18 protein-coding genes and 2 pseudogenes are annotated in these 24,670 nt (G+C 60.3%); 8 read left to right on the top strand and 12 right to left on the bottom strand.

What is annotated here, in order from left to right; translation table 11 throughout:
• Positions 1–391: 391 nt before the first annotated feature.
• The 4 genes from AC0L26_RS07280 to AC0L26_RS07265 are packed head-to-tail and all read right to left on the bottom strand — an operon-like array spanning position 392 to position 7,094.
• A complete protein-coding gene (locus AC0L26_RS07280) occupies positions 392–2,614 on the bottom strand; it encodes a GumC family protein (protein WP_473631931.1) in 2,223 nt (740 codons plus the stop codon).
• 1 nt (position 2,615) lies between these two features.
• The gene (asnB, locus tag AC0L26_RS07275; RefSeq protein WP_473631930.1) at positions 2,616–4,613 is read right to left on the bottom strand and encodes an asparagine synthase (glutamine-hydrolyzing); all 1,998 of its coding nucleotides are present in this window, start codon (positions 4,611–4,613) and stop codon (positions 2,616–2,618) included.
• Between the two features lie 4 nt (positions 4,614–4,617).
• Positions 4,618–5,874, bottom strand: a complete 1,257-nt coding sequence (locus AC0L26_RS07270) for an O-antigen ligase family protein (RefSeq protein ID WP_473631929.1) — start codon at positions 5,872–5,874, stop codon at positions 4,618–4,620.
• Entirely contained in the window at positions 5,871–7,094 is a 1,224-nt protein-coding gene (locus AC0L26_RS07265; protein ID WP_473631928.1) for a glycosyltransferase family 4 protein, read from the bottom strand. The genes AC0L26_RS07270 and AC0L26_RS07265 overlap by 4 nt, the downstream gene beginning before the upstream one ends.
• A 1,055-nt stretch (positions 7,095–8,149) precedes the next feature.
• Here AC0L26_RS07265 and AC0L26_RS07260 point away from each other — a divergent pair.
• The 5 genes from AC0L26_RS07260 to AC0L26_RS07240 all read left to right on the top strand — a co-directional run bounded on the left by AC0L26_RS07260 (position 8,150) and on the right by AC0L26_RS07240 (position 15,800).
• Positions 8,150–10,090: an autotransporter outer membrane beta-barrel domain-containing protein gene (locus AC0L26_RS07260; RefSeq protein ID WP_473631927.1), complete on the top strand. Its 1,941-nt coding sequence runs from the start codon at positions 8,150–8,152 to the stop codon at positions 10,088–10,090.
• 105 nt (positions 10,091–10,195) lie between these two features.
• Complete coding sequence (locus AC0L26_RS07255) at positions 10,196–10,369, top strand: hypothetical protein (RefSeq protein WP_473631926.1); 174 nt, start codon at positions 10,196–10,198, stop codon at positions 10,367–10,369.
• A gap of 214 nt (positions 10,370–10,583) precedes the next feature.
• The gene (locus AC0L26_RS07250) at positions 10,584–11,645 is read left to right on the top strand and encodes a glycosyltransferase family 4 protein (protein ID WP_473631925.1); all 1,062 of its coding nucleotides are present in this window, start codon (positions 10,584–10,586) and stop codon (positions 11,643–11,645) included.
• A gap of 51 nt (positions 11,646–11,696) precedes the next feature.
• The gene (locus tag AC0L26_RS07245) at positions 11,697–13,859 is read left to right on the top strand and encodes an amylo-alpha-1,6-glucosidase (RefSeq protein ID WP_473631924.1); all 2,163 of its coding nucleotides are present in this window, start codon (positions 11,697–11,699) and stop codon (positions 13,857–13,859) included.
• 162 nt (positions 13,860–14,021) lie between these two features.
• Positions 14,022–15,800 (top strand): alpha,alpha-trehalose-phosphate synthase (UDP-forming), encoded by a 1,779-nt coding sequence (locus AC0L26_RS07240; protein ID WP_473631923.1) that lies wholly within the window; start codon positions 14,022–14,024, stop codon positions 15,798–15,800.
• Between the two features lie 77 nt (positions 15,801–15,877).
• Here the strand turns inward: AC0L26_RS07240 and AC0L26_RS07235 are convergent, their stop codons facing one another.
• Positions 15,878–16,549, bottom strand: coding sequence for an ABC transporter ATP-binding protein (locus AC0L26_RS07235; protein WP_473631922.1), 672 nt, complete (start codon positions 16,547–16,549; stop codon positions 15,878–15,880).
• Positions 16,546–16,893: pseudogene (locus AC0L26_RS07230) on the bottom strand (ABC transporter permease); the annotation flags it as partial. The pseudogene AC0L26_RS07230 and the gene AC0L26_RS07235, both read right to left, overlap by 4 nt.
• A gap of 90 nt (positions 16,894–16,983) precedes the next feature.
• Between AC0L26_RS07230 and AC0L26_RS07225 the strand changes: the two are divergent.
• Positions 16,984–17,277: a hypothetical protein gene (locus tag AC0L26_RS07225; RefSeq protein ID WP_473631921.1), complete on the top strand. Its 294-nt coding sequence runs from the start codon at positions 16,984–16,986 to the stop codon at positions 17,275–17,277.
• A 6-nt stretch (positions 17,278–17,283) separates the two neighbouring features.
• A pseudogene (locus AC0L26_RS07220) lies at positions 17,284–17,478 on the top strand (winged helix-turn-helix domain-containing protein); the annotation flags it as partial.
• On the opposite strand, the gene AC0L26_RS07215 reads toward AC0L26_RS07220, so the two are convergent.
• Positions 17,465–17,965, bottom strand: coding sequence for a DUF982 domain-containing protein (locus AC0L26_RS07215; protein WP_473631920.1), 501 nt, complete (start codon positions 17,963–17,965; stop codon positions 17,465–17,467). The pseudogene AC0L26_RS07220 and the gene AC0L26_RS07215 sit on opposite strands and share 14 nt — an antisense overlap.
• Positions 17,966–18,080: 115 nt before the next feature.
• On the opposite strand from AC0L26_RS07215, the gene AC0L26_RS07210 reads away from it, so the two are divergent.
• Positions 18,081–19,538 carry an NCS1 family nucleobase:cation symporter-1 gene (locus tag AC0L26_RS07210; protein ID WP_352929942.1) on the top strand — a complete coding sequence of 486 codons (1,458 nt, stop codon included), beginning with the start codon at positions 18,081–18,083 and terminating at the stop codon, positions 19,536–19,538.
• Between the two features lie 30 nt (positions 19,539–19,568).
• On the opposite strand, the gene AC0L26_RS07205 is transcribed toward AC0L26_RS07210, so the two are convergent.
• The 5 genes from AC0L26_RS07205 to tpiA all read right to left on the bottom strand — a co-directional run bounded on the left by AC0L26_RS07205 (position 19,569) and on the right by tpiA (position 24,645).
• Positions 19,569–20,108: a DUF1697 domain-containing protein gene (locus AC0L26_RS07205; protein WP_473631919.1), complete on the bottom strand. Its 540-nt coding sequence runs from the start codon at positions 20,106–20,108 to the stop codon at positions 19,569–19,571.
• 19 nt (positions 20,109–20,127) lie between these two features.
• Positions 20,128–21,765, bottom strand: coding sequence for a CTP synthase (locus tag AC0L26_RS07200; RefSeq protein WP_473631918.1), 1,638 nt, complete (start codon positions 21,763–21,765; stop codon positions 20,128–20,130).
• A 130-nt stretch (positions 21,766–21,895) separates the two neighbouring features.
• Complete coding sequence (locus tag AC0L26_RS07195) at positions 21,896–23,029, bottom strand: L,D-transpeptidase (RefSeq protein ID WP_473632146.1); 1,134 nt, start codon at positions 23,027–23,029, stop codon at positions 21,896–21,898.
• Between the two features lie 212 nt (positions 23,030–23,241).
• Positions 23,242–23,703 (bottom strand): preprotein translocase subunit SecG, encoded by a 462-nt coding sequence (gene secG, locus AC0L26_RS07190; RefSeq protein WP_352929935.1) that lies wholly within the window; start codon positions 23,701–23,703, stop codon positions 23,242–23,244.
• A 174-nt stretch (positions 23,704–23,877) separates the two neighbouring features.
• Positions 23,878–24,645 carry a triose-phosphate isomerase gene (tpiA, locus tag AC0L26_RS07185; RefSeq protein ID WP_473631917.1) on the bottom strand — a complete coding sequence of 256 codons (768 nt, stop codon included), beginning with the start codon at positions 24,643–24,645 and terminating at the stop codon, positions 23,878–23,880.
• Positions 24,646–24,670 lie beyond the last annotated feature (25 nt).

Genomic DNA, 24,670 nt, shown 5'->3' with positions numbered 1-24,670 from the left:
GCAGCGACTGTGCACTCTCGCTCGGGGAAGATCTCAGCTGCTTCATCGCTGACCGCCGGTATCGACATCGACTCTGATGCCTCGATTGGACCATCCACCACCGCTCTCACCCGCAAGGAACGCTCTCCGCAAGTCCGACGGCGGCGTCGACGGGAGGTTGGTGAGCGGTCACCGCCTGACGGTTCGGGAGCCAGAAGACTCGGCGGTCAGTAACCAACCTACCCGGTCGATGTCATAAGCCGGATCGCAACGTTGTTGGGTTATGGTCCCATTACAGCTGATGGCCTGTCTCCTTGACGGGCAGGCGGCGTCCGTCGGCCGCGCGCCCCCCGCTCCCAGGCGATCGGCACAGGGCTGGCGACAGCGAATGCGCCAGCAGCAGGCGCACTTATCATGTTCTCACGAGCAAGAGATCAGCGCTGTCTCCGAACCGATAGCCGGCGTGCTTTTTGAGATCAACCTGCGTGAGAACGCTTCCAATGGGGACCTGAGCCGGCATATCGCCCCCAAGCAGGTCCAGAACGCCGCGCGCGATACTGCGAGGTGTCTTCCCCCAGCGAACAGCAAAAAGAACCATGTTGGCCCAGCCGGTCAGGAGCCTGGCCTCTGGCCCTCCCAGTCCCAGCGGCCCATTAATGATGACGACGCTATAGGTCGAGTGCAACTCCTCCGCGAGCAGAGAGCTGTCGGCTTTGGACAGCAGCGGCAGCAGATCCTCCGACGGTGCGATGGCCATGAAATCAATTCCGGTTTCAGACGTTTCCGCGATTGCATCGTGCAAGGCGCAACGGTCGCTCACATAGTCTCCGAAAGAATTGTGCGGCTTGGGTGCACCGAACTCGGCCGTGAGGCGAGAACCCGTGCGGTCAAGATCGAGGAAAAGCACTCGCCCGCCCAGTCGGGTGGCTGCCAACGCCAAGCTCCATGCAAGCTCGGTCTTACCATCATGCTGGACACTGGAGGTCACGAGGATCACGTGCGAAGAGCGATCCCTCGCCTGATTGGGCGCCGCGGTGACAAGCAGGGACATCACGGCTCGGCTATATCTGGACGCCTGCTGACCTAAAACCAGCTGCTGCAGTCGCCTTGCATGCGTCGTGGGAGCTTGGGGTATCAGCCCAAGGCACGGAACCCCGAGTGCTGCTTCAGCCTCGGCCTCGCCGCGCAAAGTACGGTCAAAGCGGTTGCTGACGATGACGAAGACGCCGCCAATGAGAATAAACACGATCATCCCGGGCGGAATAAGGAAGATTGGCGAAAGAGTTGTTGGATTGGCGGGCGGCCACGCCGCTGAAAGAATCCCGACCCCGGAGGATGGACTTGCGATACGCCGCATCAAGTCCTGTTGCCGGGTCAAAAGGTCGTTATATCGCTGCGTCAGAATGCTGACCTGCGGCTCGAGAGCGCGCAGTCCAGAAAGCCTGCCGGCTGTATCGGCGACAACCGCATCCAGGACGTCCTTACGCTTTTGCAGCGCCGCTACCTGAGAGCGATAGATATTCGCCTCAGCAGCGATGCGGGCGGTTTCTTGTTCGATCTCACGGTTGATTGCACTTGTGGTATCTTTATCTGTTGCGCCACTGGCTTGGCGAGCCAAGAGATCGGCCAGCACGGGTGATCCGATGGCTTCGGCCAACGAGGCGACCGACGCACGCTCCTTTCGCAGTTCCTGAATGTGTTGGAGTCGAGATTCCGTTGCGGAGAGATCCGCTTTCGACAAGGAAATTTGCTGGGTGAGTTCGGCTGTCTCCTTGGCAGCGTTGTCCGCCGCACCTTGATCGACGGCGCCATGGCTCAGCCGATACCTCTCCAGACGATCGGTAGCTTCTGCGAGATTGCTTTGAATAGCCGGCAGTCCGGCAGCTATCGAGTCGAGCTCCAGCCTGTCCGATGCCTGGCTCTTCCTTGCGAGATTGCCGATATACACTTGGACAAACGTATTCGCTACCATAGCGGCTTGCGCCGGATCGTCATCGGTAAAGCCGACGCTGATAACTCTTGATCGCAGTTCCTGTCCAATCCTTATACCTTCGCGCAGCACCTTGAGTTCAGCCGCATCTGGCTCCGCCGGCTTGCTCTGCGGCCAAATTCTGGCCAGCAGACCGGCTGGAGCCGCGCGCATATTCGGCGGCTCGACGCGGGCAGGGTCGGGACGAGAGTTTCCAGTCCCGGCATCAGCCTGTTTCGTAACATCAGCCTGTTTCGTAACATTGGCAGCGTCTGTTTTGCGCAGCGCTGCCACTACGCTTCGTAGGTGGCTTGACGAGGAGAGCATGGTTATATGGTCGTCAATGCTGGAATCCAGTATTTCCTGAGCAGAGATCAAGCCGCCGGGCGCCACTCTGCCAGGCGCGTCGACGATTACCTGTGTGGTGGCCTCGTATAGGGCAGGCCGTGCAAGACCCGCAATCGCCGCCAACAAGCCGCCTGCGACGGCCATGGCCAGCAGGAACCATTTTTTTCTTAAGAGAGTGACGAGAAGCTGATGGAACGGGGTTTGCGTATCCATCTGCTCGCGTAACGGCCGTCTCATGCGCGGATTGATCTCGCGCGCAGGCACGGGGATTTCCGCAACGTGAGGAAGGTGGATGCGGCTAACTATTGATCCTTCCATCTCAGACTCCTGTAAGTTCGGGCGCGCGAGAAAGCTCCGTTGCCGGCATCGATGGCCGCCTTGCCTCGTTGCGCCAGGCCTGGAACATGAAAGCCGACCACAACTCGCGAGAGTGGTCGTGCCTGCCGTCGACGTGATCGCGCCAGCACGCATCCACCTTTGCAAAGTCGAAAATCCCGTCTCCGGAGAGACGCATGTCGGCGACGAGATCGTTGGCCCAAATGCGCAGCGGGCCCCTCAACCAGACTGCGATGGGAACATCGAAACCTTGTTTCGGCCGGTCCATCAGCCGCTGCGGAACATAACGATGCAGCAACCGACGAAGGATCCACTTGCCTCTGCCATTGCGAACCTTCGTATCCGTCGGCAGGCGCCAAGCGAATTCGACAACCCGGTGATCGAGCAACGGGCAGCGCCCCTCAAGGCTATTGGCCATGCTGGCTCGGTCCAGCTTCACCAATATATCGCCGGGCAGGTATCCAGCCATGTCGTCGTACAAGAGGCGGGACAGCAAACCGTCAGGCCGGTGCTCGGCGCGAGTTGATGAAGGCGGCTGGTGGAGAGTGAGGTTCTCGTTCGACGATCCCGTCAGTTTCCGATATAATTCGTCCTCATCGGCCGCAGCGAGTAGTTGAGCGAGGCGATTCAGACGGTCGCCCCGCAGCGCATGCCGTGCGCCCGCAGAGAGCGGTAGCTTGCCGACGAGATCGTGACGGGCTGCATGGGCCATCAGCCCGACCCCTGCTGCAAGCGCCTGACGCAGTGGCGAGGGCAGAGCATGCTGTCGTTTCAGTCGGGCCGCCATGAAGTGGCGGGCGTAACCGGCAAAACACTCATCCCCGCCATCGCCCGACAGAGCCACCGTAACGTGCTGGCGGGCAAGCCGTGCCACCAGCAGAGTTGGTATTTGCGATTCATCGGCAAACGGCTCGTCCCATATCTGCGGCAGTTCAGGAATGACCTCGCGCGCAGCGGCTGCCGAAAGGTGAAGTTCAGTATGGTCGGTGCCCAGATGCCGCGCGACTTCCGCAGCGTGGGGAGCTTCATCAAACCCGTCCTCGCCGAAAGCTATGGTGAAAGTGCGCACAGGCTTCTCCGACTGAGCCTGCATCAGGGCAACAACAGCTGAACTGTCTATTCCCCCCGACAGGAAGGCTCCCAGCGGAACGTCAGCGATCATACGCTCCCGAACGGCAAGCCGAAGCAGGACATCGAGCTCATCCGTCAGTTCTTCGTCAGTGCCGACGATCGGCTCCGCCCTACCCTTCGCGACGGTTTCAGCCAGCGACCACCAGTATCGGATGCGATGCGACAGGGATGCGGCACTGCGTGCCCCAGCCAAATCGGCGGCCGTCACCGACAGGACCGAGCCGGGCGGTAGCTTGAACGCACCTCGCCAGATGCAACTGTTATCCGGTACCCATCCCTTCGAAAGCATGGCGGCGGCTGCATCAAGGTTGAGCTCCTGGTAGAAACCTGGAAAACAGTTGATGGCCTTCAACTCGGACGCAAAGACGAGTGCATCCCGTGTTGGAGCGATGTAGAGCGGCTTTTTACCCATGCGGTCGCGGGCAAGGTGAAGGGTTCTTGTCTTCAGATCCCACAGCCCAAACGCGAACATGCCAGCGCAACGCGTAAGCGCCTTATCGAGGCCCCAACTCTCGATGGCGCCCAGCATGACTTCGGTGTCGCTGGTACCCCGGAAACGATGGCCCGTACTTTCCAGCTCGCGGCGCAGATCGCGGAAGTTGTATATTTCGCCATTGAAGGTAATGACGTATCTGCCGCTTTCGGAAAGCATCGGCTGGCGACCTGCTTCCGACAAGTCGACGATAGCCAAACGCCTGTGACCGAAAGCAACGCCGGCTTCACGGTTTGTCCAGAAACCTTGACCATCGGGCCCGCGGTGATGAAGGGCCGCCGTCATTTGCTCTATTGCCCTGAGCGGCTTGGTATCGGCTGAATCGGCAGCTAAAAGAATTCCGGCAATCCCACACATGCCACTACCCCAGATTGTTAGAGACGGTCGAAACTGTTCGCGGAGTACCGGCAACAAGGCAGATGGTCAGCGCAAACCACACGATCGGGTGGCGGATGATCAGGTGCGGCATCCCGAAGATGACGATTGACACCAGGAGCACCAACAGCGCGTCGTGCTTCGCACGCCACGCCGACATGATGGCAGCGCCGACGATCCACACCAATCCCAGGACTGCGATGAAACCGCCTTGAGTGAACAGATCGAGGATCGTGTTGTGCGCCTCAAACGGTCTTTCCAGAAATTGCCGCTCGGCCACTGCTGGTCGCTCGAGATGCGGACCCGGACCAAGGCCCAGCGACCCGGATTCTGCGCCTTTTTCCAACGCTTCGTCCCAGAGATGCACGCGAAGTGCAGCGGCTTCGGCCGTAGCCTCGCCGCCCTTGTCCTTGGTCAGGCTCTTGGCGAAGTTTCCGATGACGCTCGCCTCCGTCAGGACGTAGGGGCTCATTGCCATCGCTAACGGGAGCATGCCGACCAGCAACAGGAGGACGGCTTGCCGCGAAAAGCTGACCTTGTTGCCGCCTGTCCTGAGCCATGTCCTGATCCGCAATCCGAGGAATGTCAGGCAGGCCAGGATACTGGTATACAAATAGGTATCGCTCTTCGTCAGCCTCCCGACATAGAAGGTAAGAAACAAGCTGGCGATCCCAAGCAACCTGCCCCATCGATTGGTGGTGGTGGTGGCGAGATGCAAGGCCAGAGGGCCAAAGATTGCGCAGTAGAGCGCGAGCTGATTTGGATTCTGCGACCAGCCGCGAAAGCGATCCCAGAACCAAGGGTCGACGCCGGCCCGAGGGATCCACCCCCAGCCCTGTCCTACCTGAATGGCAAGAGCCATATTCGCGACGCCCACTACCCACCAGCCCGTGCGACGGAGATGGCGATCAGCCTCGGGTTCGGCGGCGGCAAGGCAGGTGACGCTGGCCAACAGCAGGTAGGCCATCGTATCGTGTATCACCCCAGTCATGTATAGAATTGTGGTCAGATAGCCGATAATGGCACCGACCCCGAGACCAAATGCCATCATCGTCCAGAAGCTTGCGAGGCGTATCAGCGCCGGCGTGGTTTCCAGCCGGCCGCCCGCGAGTACCCGCCCAATCGACAGCATCATCCAAAGCACCAAGAACAGTTCGCCAACCCCAAAGGGCGACCCCGGAACGTCGAGTTGCACTGCAAAGGACATTGCGAGGCCGCAGCCCAGGATCGCGTCCCGGATCATCGGCTCGCTCCACCCAATCCGCGGCTTGCGGCATCCTCTTTGAGACGGATCCGAGACGCCGGTCGGGCAAGGCCGCCGTGGCGTTTGGCGCTAAGGACATTTTTGTACAGATCGCAATACTGGTCTACGACCCGCGGCAGCGCGAACTGCTCCCGGACGAGTTCGACAGACCGGGCGCCCATGATCTTTCCGCGATCGCGATCAGAGAGGATGTCTATTATTCGAGACGCAAGGCCAGCGACATCGTGAGGAGGGACAAGATAGCCGTTCCATCTGTCTTCAACCACTTCATTGCAGCCCGGCATTCTTGAGGCGACGATGGGCAATCCCGCCAGTCCTGCCTCAAGCAGGACACGCGGGATTCCTTCTCGATACTGTGTGGGGAAGGCGAACAGATCGGCCATGCCAAGAAGGGCTGGAACATCGCGTCTCGGGCCTAGTGCGATGACATGAGGAGCGCGCCGATCGATTTCCGCCTTCTCGACTGCAAATGGACCTTCGGAATCCCAAGGGCCGACAAGCACGAAACGAGCGTTGGGCCGTTCAGACAGGACACGGGGAACTGCTTCAAGCAGTGTTGGGATGCCCTTCTGGCGAGTCAATCGGCCGACAAAAATTACGACCTCGGCGGACTGGAGCCCAAGCTCTTGGCGCATTCTCATCGCTGACGGCGCAAGATGCCTTGCCATAGCGAATGCATCGACGTCGATTCCAGAACTGCGGATCACTCTTTGGCTGCCGCGTCCGATCAATCGATAGCGTTCGAAGAAAGCCTGATCGTCCCGATTCTGGAACACTGTGGCGGCCGTCCAGCAGGACGCAAGCCATTGTAGCCCGCAAAAGACTGGACGTAAGGCCAGCGCCCGCGGTTGGAGCGACGAGAACGTCCAGCCCAGGCCGTTGATTGTGCGAACGACTGGAGCTTGCCCGCGCACGGCAAGCGGTGCCAACAGATTGGGCTTGGTATCGAAACTTTGAACAATGTCGGGTCGCAGCTCCGACATCAACTTTCGGATCGTCCTGATCGCGCTCCATTCCCCGCTGCCGCTGGTAAATCGGTCGAAACCGTAGCTGCGATGCGGAATGCCATGCCGCAAAAAAGCAGCGTCATCGCCGCTGGAAACTGCAGTGACCCGGAATCCCCTTTCCCGCAGCGACATCAGGAACGGAATTCTCAAGGCGTGATCCTCGCCCCCCACGCACACGAGATGCGGGTTCATCCTGCCTCTCCTGACCGTGCGTTGTACCCCGGTCGCGCGAAGTATCCGGTTTTTAGAGCTGCTTTCATGGAATTCGCTACTTCTTTGCGCATGATGCCAAGTTCACGGTAGGGGCAGGCTCGCCTACTGTCCTCGTCTGTTTGAATGAGGCAAACCGCGTTTGGATCAAGGTGTTGCGGACTTTAGGGAGCTGGGGTTTCCCTGGCCGATCAGGCCATCCACACGAGGGTTCGCGGCACGGTGAAACCGAGGCTGTATAGCGGGCCTGCTCGATCAAATTTTTTGCCGATAAGCCCGGTGGCGAGGCGACCGAGACTACGCCTCCGCCGTGCCTCGTTCCGTTACCGGCGACTCGGTGGGCTGTTGACAGCATCTCAGTCACAACGGTTTCGAGACATCACCATAGGCGAGTAGCCCATAAGCCGAACTTGACCATTCCGACGTCGGCATCCTCAACTATCGATGCTGCGGGTTGTGAACGGGCACTTGTCCACTGTCTGTCCACAACAAACTTGGTTCCGACGGTAGGCAATGTGGTCTGGATCAATATTCAGATTAACCTTTACTAATTTAGCCGGAATGAAAAGTGGGTAGCGTGAGAACGTCTTTATTCAGACAGATGACGTGATTTCAGTCGTATCCCTTAAGAATATACTAGTGAAATCTGACTCTCTCCCACATTTCCCAATTGAACCGACGTCGAAAAATCCAATTCAATGGATATTTGAAGGACAAAAATAGATCTAATTTAAACAGAATCATACCTATAAACATATCTAAATGTTATATTTAGTTATTAGAAATAATGAAAAGATACTTATCAGAAATAGCGCAAACTTATCGAGGCAGGTTTAGCAATTCTATATGCAACAACATATTTCATGTTTAAATTTCGCAGTGTATTCCAAGTAATATTTTCTCCCGCGCAGACGTCCTATCGTCGATCAACGATTCTATCAGATGAATGCGGGTATGTGATTTGGAGCTAATATACCTGTCGGTTAGGCAGGGGCACCGCGGGGCGCTATCGAATCAGACGAAGGATTAAATTGTAGATGGCTACTCTGCACTATACATCGGGTGGATCGGCCGCCGAAATCGCAACCGCCGGATTCAACCTGGTTGACGTTCAATACCTTTCGCAGGTCAACGCGTTGCCGGATGGCATGAAGGCCCTAGTCTATCTTGGCGAGGCCGACGGGGTAACTTCATCCTTCATCGACAAAGTCACGCCCTTCCTTGGCAATCCGAAGGTGTTTGGGTTCTACCTTGCTGACGAGCCGGATCCCACCGGCAGATGGGGCACCTACGCGACCGCTGAAGACCTGAAGGCGGAATCCGACTGGATCCACGACAATTTTCCAGGCGCCAAGACCTTCATCACCATGATGAACATGGGATCTCCCGACAATCCGGACTTCTCCAATACCTATAATCCAGCCAACACCGGTATCGATTATTTCGGATTGGACCCCTATCCGGTGCGCACGGGAACGGACACGGTCGACTATGACATGATCGACAGAGCCGTGGCTGCCGCGGTCGAGTCGGGCATCCCGACCAGCAAGATCATTCCGGTCTATCAGGCCTTTGGCGGCGGCAATTGGGAAACTTCCGACGGCGGAAGACATGTCATGCCCACCGCCGAACAGCTGAAAACCATGATCGATCACTGGGGCGCGCTGGTTCCGTCACCCGCCTTCGACTATACCTATAAGTGGGGAACGCAGAACGGCGACACCGCGCTTGAAAGCTCCTCGGCACTGCAAGCCGTCTTCCGACAGCACAACACCAGCAATACCGGCACCCCTCCTCCCGACAATTCCGGCAATGAAATTTTGTATGGCACAAGTGGCGCCGACGTGTTCCACGGGGCCGGCGGCCACACGATGATCGGCTATGGCGGCAATGACACCTATTATGTCGAGGATGTCCGCGACAAGGAGATCGAGGCCGTCGGCGGCGGTGCCGACAAGGTGCTCGCCTCGGTGAGCCATACCCTTACGGCCGGCTCGCAGATCGAGCTTTTCACCACCGCGAACGCCGCCGGTACGGGAGCGATCAATCTGGTCGGCAACGCGTTTTCCCAAACCATCCAGGGCAATGCCGGCGCCAATGTCATCAATGGCGGCGGCGGAGCCGATGCGATGACCGGGTATGGCGGCAACGACACCTATTATGTCGACAATGCCAGCGACAAGGTGCGCGAAGCGGCTGGCGGTGGTACCGACAAGGTGCTCGCCTCGGCGAGCTTTGCGCTTACGCACTCGGCCGGCTCGCAGGTCGAACTTCTTGCCACCACGAACGCCGCCGGTACGGGAACGATCAATCTGGTTGGCAACGAATTTGCCCAAACCATCCAGGGCAATGCCGGCGCCAATTACATCAACGGCATGGGTGGCGCCGACACTATGACCGGCTATGGCGGCTACGACACCTATATTGTCGACAATGCCGGCGACAAGGTGATTGAAGCGGCCGGCGGCAGCGGCGACAGGGTATTCGCCTCGGTGAGCTATGCGCTTTCTGCCGGCGCGCATGTCGAGCTTCTTGGCACCACGAAATCCTCCGGCACGGGAGCGATCAACCTTACCGGCAACGCGTTCGCCCAGACCATCCAGGGCAATGCCGGCGCCAATGTCATCAAAGGTGGTGGCGGCGCCGACACCTTGACCGGTAACGGCGGCAACGATGCCTTCGTTTTCAATACCGCTCTTGGGACCGGCAACATCGACAGGGTCACCGACTTCAATAAATCCCAGGACAAGATCCACCTCGACGACGCCATTTTTGCCGGGCTCAAGTTGGGAGGGCTTTCATCCGGAGCTTTCTTTGCGGGTAAAGCTGCGCATGATAGCTCCGACCACATCATCTACAACAGTTCGACTGGAGCGCTCTCCTTCGACAGCGACGGGATCGGCGGCGCAGCTCAAACACAGTTCGCCACTCTCTCTCCAGGTCTGTCGCTTACGGCAGCCTCATTCTTCGTGACCTGAAGGAGTTAGCTGAAACGAGATCGCGCCAGGGCGTGGATGCTCTGGCGCGGACCGTCGCGGCACCTGCGACGAATGGTCGATCAGTTTTGACTGAGATAGCTGTAGATGCCCGCGCCGATGGCGACCGCTCCTATCGTGATCAAAATTGAAGGCATTCCCATCAAGGTGGCAGCGATTCCCCAAACAATGGCAACTGCGATGGCGCCGGCCGTGCCCAAGACCATTCTAGGCCATTTCCGCATTGTCCATATCCCCTACGTGTTCCGAAACATCGCATGAATGCGTACGGCGTAATAGCATGGCGCAGTCGCGTCTAGGGCAACGCAGTGTTCTGCGCCGAATGCAAATGTGTTCGCCTAGCCAAATGGTTCCCGTCCGCGGCAGCAGCCGAGTGAATTGCCTGTTATCCCCTAGGGAACTCTTACCGTCGCGGGAACGTTCGAGAGGTTAATGCATTTCGACTTCAGCGATGACCTGAGGGAAATGCCAGACGATGAGAATAGCCCATGTGGCACCGCTCCATGAATCCGTGCCGCCCCAGCTTTATGGAGGTACGGAGCGCATTGTCTTTTACCTGACCGAAGGATTGGTCGAGCTTGGCCATGACGTGACCTTGTTCGCCAGTGGCGATACAATGACGTCGGCAAAATTGGTGCCGTGTCGCGAGCGTGCGTTGCGTCTTGACCCACGTCCGCTGAAATCGGAGACGGCCGCGCATCTTTTGATGCTTGCCGAGGTGAGGAAACGGGCTCAAGAATTTGATATTATTCACTTTCACCTCAGCCATTTCCTGCATTTTTCATTCTTCGAGCACATGCCCGAACGGACAGTGACGACGCCGCATGGCAGGCTGGACTATGTCGATCTGGCGCCGGCCTATGAGCGTTTTCCACGCTTTCCGATGATTTCCGTCTCCCATAGCCAAAGGACCGGGCTCGCCAGCGCCAACTGGTTGGCAACGATCCACCACGGCCTGCCGACCGCGATCTACAAACCGGTTTTCGAGACGAGCCCAGGGGAGCCCTACCTTGCCTTCCTTGGCCGGATGTCGCGCGACAAGCGGCCGGATCGTGCCATCGAGATCGCGCTTCGCGCGGGACTGAAACTAAAGCTTGCGGCAAAGATCGGTGATGACGACCGTTCTTATTTCCACGAGGTGGTCGAGCCACTGATCGACGGTGGCCGTGTCGACTATGTCGGCGAGATCGAGGAGGACAAGAAAGCGGAATTCCTTGGCAGGGCGGCGGGTCTGGTATTCCCGATTGACTGGCCGGAACCGTTCGGTCTTGCCGTCATAGAAGCGATGGCCTGCGGCACCCCGGTGATTGCGTGGAGTTCCGGCGCCATGCCGGAGATTATCGATCAGGGAGTGACTGGTTTTATTGTGAATTCAATGGAGGATGCGGTCGCGTCTGTGCCCGGCATGCTGCGGCTCGACAGGCGGAAGGTGCGAGCTGCCTTCGAAAGGCGGTTTTCCGCCGAAAGAATGACCCACGACTACATTTCCGCCTATGCGCGCCTGCTCGGTGCCTCGGCCGAAGCAAGAGCATCGTGAGCGGCGTTACCTCGGAGCGCGCGGGTCGAAAACGAGAGAGATGTGTAGCGAATGACCCAACTTGACGAGCGCAAGCTTGATCCGGCGGTGGCACTTGCCTCCCTCGACGCCACCGCACCTCGAGAGCCGCACCGGCTGTTCGCGCTCAAGCAGGGCGACTGCTTTGCCGTGGCCGACGCCTACGGCGATATCCGCGGCGCCGGCGACGGTTTTTTCCGTGACGACACCCGAGTGCTTTCCGAATTCCGGCTGACCGTCGGCGGCCGGCAGACATCGCTGCTAGGCGCGTCGCTGAGCCAGGACAATGTGCTCTTCACCTCCAACCTGACCAATCTGCCGATGCAGAGCGTCCGCGGCCGGGACATTCCGCAGGGCGCGATCCATATCGAACGCGTCAGGCTGCTTTGGGAGGACCGGCTGTTTGAACGCATCACGCTTTCCAATTATAGCCAGGAACACTCCACCATCCGCGTTTCGCTGCATTTTGCTGCCGATTTCCGCGACATGTTCGAAGTACGCGGCTCGACAAGGCTGAAGCGCGGTATGGCCCATGCTGCCGAGACGGATGCAACTTCCGTCCTGCTTCGCTACGATGGGTTGGACGGGCTAGCGCGGATGTCGGCGATATCGTTTTCGCAGGCGCCGGACCGTCTGACGGCCGACCGTGCGGATTTCCTGATTGCCGTGACGAGGCGCAGCAGCAAGGTGCTGTATGTCGAAGTCGGTCCCGAGGTAGCGGAAACGCCGAACCGCGATCGCTACCGCGCCGCCGCGGCGCGAGCTCGCTTCGGCATGCGGGCCAAGCGCCGCCATGGTGCTACGGTGCACAGTTCCGGGCGCGTCTTCAACGATTGGGTCGAGCGCGCGCGTGCGGATGTGGCGCTGCTGACCACCGAGCTAACGACCGGACCTTATCCCTATGCGGGCATCCCTTGGTTTTCGACGGCGTTCGGCCGCGACGGCGTGATCTCCGCTTTGCAGATGCTGTGGCTCAACCCAGGCCTGGCGCGAGGCGTGCTGGCCTTCCTTGCTCAGCACCAGGCGACAGAGACATCGCCGTTCAGCGATTCGCAGCCGGGTAAGATCATGCACGAGACCCGCAAGGGCGAAATGGCAGCGCTGCGGGAACTTCCCTTCGGCCGCTACTATGGCGGTGTTGACACGACGCCGCTCTACATCCATCTCGCCTGCGCCTATGCGGACCGTACTGGCGACATGGCATTCGTCGACAGCCTGTGGCCGTCGCTCTGCGCGGCCGCTGAATGGACCGAGGAGGCAAGCCGGCCGACTGGCTTCGTCACCTATCAGCGTGCCGCCGAGTCCGGTCTCTCCAACCAGGGATGGAAGGACAGTATCGATTCCGTCTTCCATGCAGATGGCCGAATTCCCAAGGGCCCGATCGCCCTGGTGGAGGTGCAAGGCTATGTCTTTGCCGCGTTCCGGGGGCTGGCAGCCCTCGCCCGCCGCCGCGGCGAGGGCGACAGAGCCGATCATTGGGACAGCCGCGCCGAGGCCATGCGCGCCGCTGTGGAACGCCATTTCTGGCTGGACGATCTCGGCTTCTATGCTTTGGCGATTGATGGCGCCGGCGAGCCCTGCAAGGTGCGGACGTCCAATGTCGGGCATCTTCTCTATGTCGGGCTCCCCGAGCCGACGCGGGCGCAGATGGTCGCCGACCAGCTGCTTTCGGCGTCCTTCCATTCGGGCTGGGGGCTGAGGACACTCGCCGACGATGCTGTGTTCTTCAACCCGATGTCGTACCACAACGGCTCGATCTGGCCGCATGACACCGCTATGTGCGGCGCCGGTCTGGCACGCTTTGGCGAGCGTGAAAGCGTCGTCCGGCTGATGAGCAGCACCTTCGAATCGGCGGTTCATTTCAACATGCGGTTGCCTGAACTGTTCTGTGGCTTTACCCGCGCGCCGGGCGAAGCGCCGATCGCCTATCCCGTCGCCTGCTTGCCGCAGGCGTGGTCGGCCGGGTCTGCCTTCATGCTGATGCAGGCCTGCCTCGGCTTGGAGATATACGGCTGGGATCGCGAAATCCACGTCACCCGGCCCAGGCTGCCGATTGGTATCGACACGCTCACGCTGAGGCATCTGGGCATTGGCGCAAAGGCCGTGGATCTGACATTTCAGCGCGTCGGCGACAGGGTCGTCGCCTTTCTCGCCGACCGCCATGAGGGCTTAGTGCCGCTCATCGTGCGGACCTAGTTTAGCTTTGCGCATCGAATTGACCGCCTCGCTCCAACTGCCGGAACCGATGGCCCATCCGTGCGTTGCAAACCACGCCGGCGCACGGCTACCTGTCACAAGTCGCCGGCTTCGAAGGCAAAGAAAAACGGCCGACCGGCCGGAGGAAAATTCGTTGTTCCGATGTCAAACTATGGCGTAGAGGTACTGTGGGTTCTGATCCTTGCAAGCCTCGGCCTTTCCGCCGTTGCCGTGGTGTTCTCGGTATTCCAACGGCGCCACAGCCACACCCCACCGGTTACATATGCCGCAGGCGAGGACGTGGCTTCTGAAGCGACTCGCAAAGTGCTGCGGGAGTTTGAAAAGAACCGCCACTCGGCCGGTGCGGCCCTGATCACATGGTCGCCCGACACCTTACGCAAGATTCTGGCCGACGATCTGCCGGAGACGCAGGTGATCGTCGTATCCAACCGCGAGCCTTACATTCACAACACTAGGGATGATGGCGTTGAGCTCTTGGTACCGGCCAGTGGACTGGTTTCGGCGCTCGAGCCGATCACCCGCGCCTGTGCCGGCACCTGGATCGCGTACGGCGGCGGGACAGCGGACCGTCTCACGGTCGACAAGAATGACCGGGTTGAGGTGCCACCTGGCAATCCGTCCTACACGCTGCGCAGGGTCTGGCTGACGGAGGAAGAATATCAGGGCTATTATCTGGGCTTCGCCAATGAAGGTCTGTGGCCGCTCTGCCATATCGCCTTCACCCGCCCGACTTTTCGCGCGTCGGATTGGGAGGCCTATGAGGCCGTCAACCGCAAGTTCGCCGATACGGTGGTTGCCGAAGCGCGCCACGAGCGGCCGATCGTGCTGGTCCAGGATTACCATTTCGCGCTCTTGCCGCGCATGATCCGCGAGCGCCTGCCCGACGCGATCGTCATCACTTTCTGGCATATTCCATGGCCCAACTCGGAAGTGTACAGCATCTGTCCATGGCGTGAGCGGATCCTGGAAGGCTTGCTCGGTAGCTCGATCATCGGCTTCCATACCCAGTTCCACGCCAACAATTTCGCCGAAAGTGTCGATCGCTTCCTGGAAAGCCGCATTGAGCGGGCCGATGCGGCGATCTCCTACGGCGGACAGACGACGCTGGTGCATGCGTACCCCATCTCCGTGGAATGGCCGGCCGAACTTCTGGCGAAACTGCCTGATGTCGATCAATGCCGCGCCCGCGTGCGCGAGAGGTTCGGGCTGAAAGCGGATGTCAAACTGTGCGTCGGCGTCGAGCGCCTCGACTACACAAAGGGCATCCTCGACCGTTTCCGGGCGCTGGATGAATTGTTAACGAGACATCCCGAATGGGTCGGAAAACTGGTTTTCCTACAGATCGCAGCACCTAGCCGGGGCACACTCCCGGCCTATAGGCAACTCCACAATGAATGCCGCCGCTATGTCGAAGAGCTCAATCAGAGATACGGCAGCGAGGATTACAGTCCTGTCCTGATGGTAGACAAACATCACACGCAGGAACAGGTCTACGAGATCTATCGCGGCGCCGACATATGCATGGTCACCAGCCTGCATGACGGCATGAACCTGGTGGCCAAGGAATTCGTCGCGGCCCGCGATGACGAACAGGGCGTGTTGTTGCTCAGCACTTTTGCCGGCGCCTCGCGCGAACTCCTGGAGGCACTGATCGTCAATCCCTACGATACGACCATGACGAGCGAGGCTTTGCTGCAGGCGCTGACCATGACACCGGAGGAACAGCGCGAGCGCATGCGGCCCATGCGCGAGATGGTCCGCGACAACAACGTCTATCGCTGGGCCGGCAGCATGCTTCTGGATGCCGCCCGGCTTCGCAAGCGCGGCGACCTCGACCGGGTGATGGGTAACGGCGAGCGGCCGTCGAACAACAACAACGTCATTCCCATGTTCGAGCGAATAAGAAAGGCAGTGTCGTGACAAGCCTTCGGTTGCTGCCGCAGCTGCCAAACACACCGGCGAAGCTGCACGCCGCAGCACCTGAATATTGACACACCTTAGCCGATTTTCCCGTCCACGATGTGAATGCGCCGATCCATACGCGCCGCCATGTCGAGATCATGGGTAACCGCCACGACGGTCTTGCCGCGCTCGCGCACCAGGTTCTCCAGGATTGCGAAAACCTGCTCGGAGCTCTTGCTGTCGAGGCTTCCCGTCGGCTCGTCGGCGAGGATGAGCGGCGGGTCATTGGCGAGCGAGCGTGCCACCGCGACGCGCTGACGCTGGCCGCCCGAGAGCTGGTCAGGCCGCTTGTCGAGATGTTCGCCGAGGCCCAGGGATGAAAGCAGTTCCCCGGCCCGTTGGCGCATTTCGGGCCGTGCCAGTCGGCCCAGCTTGCGCATCGGGATTTCGACATTTTCGCGGGCCGTGAACTCCGGCAGCAGAAAATGGAACTGGAACACGAAATCCAGCATCGAAAGCCTGGTCCGCGCGCGCTCCCTTTCATTCATCGGCTCGGTATCACGGTCGCCAATTCTCAACCTCCCAGCGGTCGGCCGGTCGAGCAGCCCGAGCAGATAGAGCAGTGAGGATTTGCCGGAGCCGGAGGGACCGGTGACGGCGACGAATTCCCTCTCGTCGATCGCGAGCGTGATGTCCTTGACCAGCGTGACGGGAACGGTCTCGGGCAACACGCGTGTCAGTTTATCGGTCTCGATCAGTGCACTCATGACGCGCCTCTGATGATCTCGACGGGGTTCAGGCGCGCCGCACGACGCGCCGGCAGGTAGCCGGCAACTGCCGCCGAGCCCAGCGCGAAAGCCGAGGCGATGATGTAATGCATCAAGCTCCAGGCGATCGGCAGACGGGTCATCTCCTGGCCGGTCGCGGCGATCTCGAAGCGCACCAGCGACAGCGCATAAGTCATGGAGAAGCCGAGCAGCGCGCCGAGCACGGAGCCGGCAGCGCCGATCGCCACGCCTTCCAGCAGAAAGAGCCGGCGCATATCGGACTCCGCGAAGCCAAGCGATTTCATGATGGCAATGTCGCGCGCCTTCTCAACGTCGAGCTTGCTCCGCAACTGCGCAAAACATTTTTCGTCCTGTTCCGGCCCGAAAACCTTGCCCTCTTCCATCGGGTCGACCAGGCGGCCAGGGAATTGGCCATGCCGATAATCACCGATCTGCTTAGGAAAGGAAGCGGGGAAGGCATCTTCGACGTGCCCGATCCGGAAGCTTTCGCCGAGATGTTTTTGCAGTTGCGGCTGATCTTTCGCTATGTGATGCACCGCGCCTTGCTAAAAGCCGAGCAGGGCAATATCGACGAAGCGGCGCGACTGCTCGACGACCGGCTGCGGCTCTATGGCATCGCAATCGACCGGCTTTTGAAGCTACCCGATGGAACGATAGAAGCGGCGCAACCCGGGTTTGCCCGGGCTTTCCTCGAATCAGGCCCGTGATCAGCCGAGGCAGTGTTCGATCGCAGCATCGAAGTGCAGATATTGCGACTGCGCCGCAAACTGGAGGTCAACCCGAGCGAACCGAATCTCATTGTCACCGAGCGGGGCGCTGGGTACCTGTTCGAGCCTCAGTCGAGGTGCTGTGACTTTGCCGGAGGGGCGCCATGTTCATGGCAGATATCAACGTTCATCGCCTCATAGCATGCACGCTACCGATATTTTCGCCGCCCATTGGCAGCGCCATGTCGTCGTCGAGCAGGCGCGTGATGCGGGCGAACCCGGCAAAAGCCTTCCTTGCTTCCTCTGCCGACATCCTTCCAGCCAGAGCCGCGGAGCAGCAATTCACCGCACATTGATAGACGGGTCCACGACGGCCTGTTGGCCACTTACGCAAGAAGTCCATTGCTTCGGCCACGCTACCAATTTCCGCGGCAGGGCCGTTTTGCCGGCGCGAAATCCGCACAGGCGTAAAGAATTGCAGGCGATCCATCGTTTCCTCCCGGTCGATCGCAACATCTGATCGAGCTGTATTAAACTGTCGGCTGGCCATTTGGTTCCGGCAAAGAGAGCCCGAAAAAGAAGGTCGGGCTAAATACAAGCCTCTCACATCGCTCGACCGAAATCGAATCACCAAACGTGACAAACGAGCGACAAACCGTTGCGCCGCGTCGATAAGACCGATTCTCATTGAATATCTTTAAGGTCAAAGCCAGCAAATCAATCTGTTGCCGGTCCCCTTGCGTCAGGCTTAACCTGCACGGTCAACGCGTGAGGGCGCGTGCGACCAACAAGGGGACATCGCAATGACCATACAAGGCGCATCACCTGACCTGTATAACGAGGATCTCGCTCCGGCCAAGGTTCGAAACTGGGGACCGTTCTCCATTTTCAACGTCTGGACGTCGGACGTTCACAGCCTCTGGGGCTACTATCTGGCGGCAAGCCTGTTCCTGTTCTGCGGTGGCTTCGTCAACTTCATTATCGCCATCGGCATCGGTTCCATGATCATCTACGTGCTGATGAACATGGTCGGCTATGCCGGCGTGAAGACCGGAGTGCCCTACCCTGTCCTTGCTCGCGCCTCTTTCGGCATCTGGGGCGCCAACATACCGGCCTTGGTGCGCGCCATCGTCGCCTGCTTCTGGTACGGCGCTCAGACCGCAGCCGCGTCCGGCGCGATCGTGGCGCTGCTGATCCGCTCGCAATGGTTTGCCGACTTTAACCAGAACACACATTTCCTCGGCCATACCGGCCTGGAGGTGATCTGCTTCGCGGTGGTCTGGGCGCTGCAGTTGCTGATTATCCAAAAAGGCATGGAAACGGTGCGGCGTTTTCAGGACTGGGCCGGTCCGGCGGTTTGGGTGATGATGCTGATCCTGGCGATCTACCTCTGTGTCAAGTCAGGGACTTTTGCTTTCACCAGCGACATCCCGATGGATGTGCTGCTCGAAAAGACCAAGGATGCGGGCGTGCCCGGCACGCCGGGCTCGTGGACTTCGCTGTTCGCAGTGGCGGCGATCTGGGTGACTTATTTCTCGGCGCTCTACCTCAACTTCTGCGATTTCGCCCGCTACGCGCCGGATAAGGCATCGCTGCGCAAGGGCAATATCTGGGGCCTGCCGGTCAATCTCATCCTGTTTTCGCTGGTCGCCGGCGTCACCACGATTGCCGCCTTCGACGTTTATGGCGAAGTGCTGCTGCATCCCGACCAGATATCGGCCAAGTTCGACAGCTGGTTCCTGGCCGCGCTCGCAGCCCTGACCTTCGCCGTGGCGACGCTCGGCATCAACGTGGTGGCAAACTTCGTGTCGCCGGCATTCGACTTTTCCAACGTCTTTCCACGGCAGATCGACTTCAAGAAGGGCGGCTATATCGCGGCGCTGATCGCGCTGGTGCTCTACCCCTTCGCGCCATGGGAAGGCAGCGCTGCCTCCTTCGTCAACATCATCGGTGCGACGATGGGACCGATCTTCGGTGTCATGATGGTGGACTATTACCTGATCCGGAAGGGCGAGGTCGACGTCGAGGCACTCTACAGGGAAGACGGCGAGTTCCGCTTCCAGAACGGTTGGCATGTCAACGCCTTCATCGCAGCCGGCATCGGCGCGATCTTCTCCTCGCTCCTGCCGAACTTCACCAACTGGCTGCCGTCGTGGTGGGGCGTCTACGGCTGGTTCTTTGGCGTGGCGATCGCAGGTGTCATCTACTATGTGCTGCGCACGATGGCACTCGGTGCCGGGGCGAGGATGGCGAAGGCTTGACGGATTCGGGGCGGCGCGAGCCGCCCCGTTTTACTTCACGACCATTTCCGCCAAGCGACGCACTGTGTTCCAGTTGCGCGAGGTGCCGATGCCGAGACGTTTGTGGCTCACCGCCGCAAGCAGCCGCGAACTCGGCGTTTCGCGGGAAAAGACGATCCAGAGATCGCCACCGACCGCCAGCAGCTTTTCGTCCTGGCCAACATAGGCTTGCAGCGCGGGGACCGCTTCAGGGGAAACAGGCGCCCTCATCACGCGCACCGCCACCTGGTCGGCAGCGGCGACCGATTCGGACGGAAACGGATTGCTCGCCGCAAGTGCCAGCCAGTCATCCGCGCGGCGCACGACGATGTCGACATGGCGGCCGAATGTTCTTTCGAACGCCGTCTCCAGCCGGTGTTCGAGCGCGGCAATTTCTGTCTCTTTCGCCTCGAAGACCAGATTGCCGGTCGCTACCAGCGTGCGCGGGTTGTCCAGCCCCAGGCCGTCCGCCATGGCCCTGAGATCGGACATCACGACCCGGCGTCCTTCACCCAGGACGATGCTGTAGAGCAGCGCGACGTAAGTTTGCATGGTGCGGCCCGTCGGCCTTCTAGACCAGCCGCGACTGTTCCACCGCCGCCTCGACGAAACTGGCAAACAGCGGATGCGGGTCGAGGGGCCGGCTTTTCAGCTCGGGATGGTACTGCACGCCGATAAACCAGGGATGGTCGGGGTATTCGACCGTTTCCGGCAGCACGCCGTCCGGCGACATGCCGGCAAAGACCAGACCGCAATCTTCGAGCCGCTCCTTGTAGTCGACATTGACCTCATAGCGGTGGCGGTGGCGCTCGGAAATCTGCGTGTCTCCGTAGATGTCGGCGATTTTCGAGCCCTTGGCGAGGTCCGCCTGATAAGCGCCTAGCCGCATGGTGCCACCGAGATCGCCGGTCTCTCTGCGCTTCTCCAGCATGTTGCCTTTCAGCCATTCGGTCATCAGGCCGACAACCGGCTCCTCGGTCGGGCCGAATTCGGTCGAAGAGGCATGCTCGACGCCGGCCAGCGAACGCGCCGCCTCGATGCAGGCCATCTGCATGCCGAAGCAGATGCCGAAATACGGCACCTTTCGTTCGCGGGCGAACTTCGCCGCCAATATCTTGCCCTCCGCGCCGCGTTCGCCAAAGCCGCCGGGAACCAGAATGCCATGGACCTTCTCCAGCCACGGCGCCGGATCCTCCTTCTCGAATATCTCGCTCTCGATCCAGTCGAGCTTGACCTTGACGTGGTTGGCAAGGCCGCCATGCGACAGCGCCTCGATCAGCGATTTGTAGGCGTCCTTGAGGCCGGTGTATTTGCCGACGACGGCGATGGTCACCTCGCCTTCCGGATTGTGGATGCGATTGGACACCGCTTGCCAGGGTTCCATGCGCGGCTTCGGTGCCGGATCGATGCCGAAGGCGGCCAGCACTTCCGAATCCAGCCCTTCATTGTGATAGGCCATCGGCACGTCGTAGATGTGCGGCACGTCGAGCGCCTGGATGACCGCGCTTTCGCGCACATTGCAAAACAGCGACAGTTTACGGCGCTCTTCCTTGGGAATGGGGCGATCGGCGCGGACCAGAAGAATGTCGGGCGCGATGCCGATGCCGCGCAACTCCTTGACCGAATGCTGGGTCGGCTTGGTCTTCAACTCGCCCGCCGTCGGAATGTACGGCATCAGGGTCAGATGGACATAGACGGCGTTGTTGCGGGGCAGGTCGTTGCCGAGTTGGCGGATCGCCTCCAGGAACGGCATTGCCTCGATGTCGCCGACGGTACCGCCGATCTCGCACAGGACGAAGTCGTAGTCGTCATTGCCGTTGAGGACGAAATTCTTGATCTCGTCGGTGACGTGCGGAATGACCTGTACGGTGGCGCCAAGATAGTCGCCGCGCCGCTCCCGCTCGATGATGTTCTTGTAGATGCGGCCGGTGGTGATGTTGTCCTGCTGGTTGGCCGAGCGGCCGGTGAAGCGCTCATAGTGGCCAAGATCGAGATCGGTCTCGGCGCCGTCGTCGGTCACGAAGACTTCGCCATGCTGGTATGGCGACATCGTGCCGGGATCGACGTTGAGATAGGGATCAAGCTTCTTTATGCGCGCGCGGTAACCCCGCGCCTGCAAGAGAGCCCCAAGGGCCGCTGCAGCGATGCCTTTTCCGAGTGAGGAAACCACGCCGCCTGTGATGAATACATATCGCGCCATGGGAGTCATCGCTTAACGCGGCCGAATTGATTCCGCCAGAGAAAAAAGCGCCGCGAAGGCTTTTTCCCAAGAAGGCGTGACGGGCGAGCAAAACAAAAGGGCCGGCGTAGCCGGCCCTTCGGCAGTATCGTTTAAAACGTCAGATGATGACGACCTTGGTGCCGACTTTCACCCTGCGGTAGAGATCCATGACATGCTCGTTGATCATGCGGAAGCAGCCATTGGAGGCGCTCGTTCCGATCGACTGCGGCGCGATGGTTCCGTGAATGCGCAGATGTGTGTCCTTCTTACCCTCATAGAGATAGATGGCGCGCGCGCCGAGCGGGTTGTCGCCGCCGCCGGGCATGCCGTCCTTGTACCGCCCATAATTCTTCGGCTCGCGCTTCTGCATGTCGAGCGTCGGGATCCAGCGCGGCCATTCCTGCTTATCGCCAACTGCGACCGTGCCCTTGAACTGCAAGCCCTCACGGCCGACGGCGATGGCGTAGCGGCGGGCGGTCGACGAGGATTCGACGAGATAGAGGCGGCGCGCGCCCGTATCGATGACGATGGTGCCGGGATTGTAGCCGGTGAACTCCACGCTCTGCGGCACGAACTCCGGCTTTACCGTGAACTGTTTTTTGGCTTCCTTCCTGGCGAGTGCGGCGTCAAGAGCGCGCGTCTCGGGGAGCAGCGACATCGAAGAGGACGAGGCGTTGCCGCCGAACAGGCCGGCGAACAGCCCGACGCTCTGCGGTTTCTGTCCGATCGCCTCGCTGCGCAATTCGCCATTGTTGCGGACCAGCGCAACGTTCATGGCCTCGGCGGAAACTGGTTCGGCCGACTGGATCGGTACGAGGGGTTGAACCGGTTCGATGATCTTGACGGCCTTGTTCTTAGCCGGCTTGACGTCAGCCAGCTGGGCAGCAGGCTTATCTTTCTGGGCAAGGCCCTTCTTGGCAAGAAATGCCTGCCGTTCCGCGTCGGCCTTGGCTTTGGCCGCCTCGCGCATCGACAGCTTCCTGGCCTCGATCGCCTTGGCTCGAGCGGCCTCCTTGTCGGCGGCGATCTTGGCTTCGAGCTTGCCGATCTGGGCAAGATCGTCCGAAGTCGGCTTTTTCTTCTTTTTGAGGAGCCTAAGTTGCGCCGTATCGCTTTTGGCGGCGACGTTGACGACATCCGTTGTCACTGCGGCCTTAGAGGCCGAATTGCCCGCCGGCATGGCCGCGTAAGCGGGCGCACCAAGGCTGAGCGCGGCACAAAGGCCGGCTAAAATGAAGCTGCGAAGCTGCATGGCGAAGATCCGATCGTTCAATGCTTGTTGCCCACGGCGTCGCCCGGCGTCCCCCAAGGACCCCGAAAGTGCCGCGCGCAATCTATAATCGATTAATCGAAGTCGCCTCAAGCGCCGCGTCGTGCCGTGCCCGGTCGAATCTGCGTGATCGTGCGGCATTTGCCGCGACTGTGTTCAAACAACAACAGATCGCGGCGCCGGACGTCCGTTGATTACTGGTTTGGAACCTGCGGCGTCACCGGCGCCGTGGCGCCGTTTGTGGCCGGCGGCGTGGTCGAATCCGCGGCAGGCGGCGCAGTGGGAGCCGGCGCTGCTGCATCATTGCCGGAAGGCGGCGTCGGTGCCGTGTTGCCGGAAGGCGGCGCAGGCGCCGTAGTGCCAGGCAACTGGTTGAGCACGCCACCGCCCGCGCCGTTCGCCGCCGGCACGCGATCGAGAATATCGATCGGCTTCTCGCCGTAACGGGCGATGATCGACAGCGTCAGCGAGGTGACGAAGAAAGCCGCCGCCAGGATCGCCGTCGCCCGTGTCAACGCGTTGGCAGCGCCGCGCGCGGTCATGAAGCCCGATCCGCCGCCGATGCCGAGGCCGCCGCCTTCGGAGCGCTGCAGCAGCACCACGCCGACAAGAGCGAGCACGACCATGAGGTGGACGACGATCAGTACGGTTTCCATAGTTTATCCTGGCAAAGCCTTGCCCGGCCGTGGATACGACCGGTGATTTGGAGGCGGCTCAATACAATGCTTTGATGGCATTTCCAAGCCCGCAGCCGGAATATGGGAAGCAATGCGCCCTTTGCAACGATTTCCGCTGCGGCACTGCCTATCCTAGCCCGACAGGGCTGGGTGCTACGATATATTTCGATAGGCTTCGGCGATGCCGAGAAAGTCCGCCGCCTTCAGACTGGCGCCGCCGACCAGCGCGCCGTCGACATTTTTCACGCCAAGCAGTTCGACGGCGTTCGACGGCTTGACCGAGCCACCATAGAGAATGCGCATCTTCGCCGCTGCGCTGCCAAGCTTTTCCGACAGTTTTTCGCGGATATGCACGTGCGCCTCGGTAACGTCGGCGGCGGTCGGCGTCAGTCCTGTGCCGATCGCCCATACCGGCTCGTAGGCGATGACGGTATTCGACGCCGTGGCGTTGGGCGGCACCGAGCCGGCGATCTGGCGCGACAGCACGTCGAGCGTAGCGCCCGCCTCACGCTCGGCTCTCGTCTCACCGATGCAGATGATGGCCACCAGCCCGGCACGCCACGCGGCGGACGCCTTGGCCTGTACAATGGCGTCGTCCTCATTGTGATCGGCGCGGCGTTCGGAATGACCGACGATGACGTGGCTGGCGCCCGCATCTTTCAGCATTTCGGCCGAAATGCAGCCGGTATGGGCGCCGCTCTCCTTGGTGTGGCAATCCTCGCCGCCGGCCCGGACCGGCGTGCGCGACAAAATCTCTGCAGCGTGCGCAAGCAGGGTCGCCGGAACGCAGACCAGCGCTTCGGTCTCAGCATCGAGTCCGCTCATGAAGCCGTTGCCGATCATCCTGAGTTCGTTGAGTGAGGCACTGGTGCCGTTCATTTTCCAGTTGCCTGCGACCAGCGGGCGGATTCCTGGCGTCATGGGATTTGCTTCTCCGGGCAATATT

The sequence above is a fragment of the Mesorhizobium sp. WSM4823 genome (genome assembly GCF_055811195.1).
Note: the sequence above shows the minus strand (reverse complement) of the source record. Positions and strands in the feature narration are given on the sequence as shown.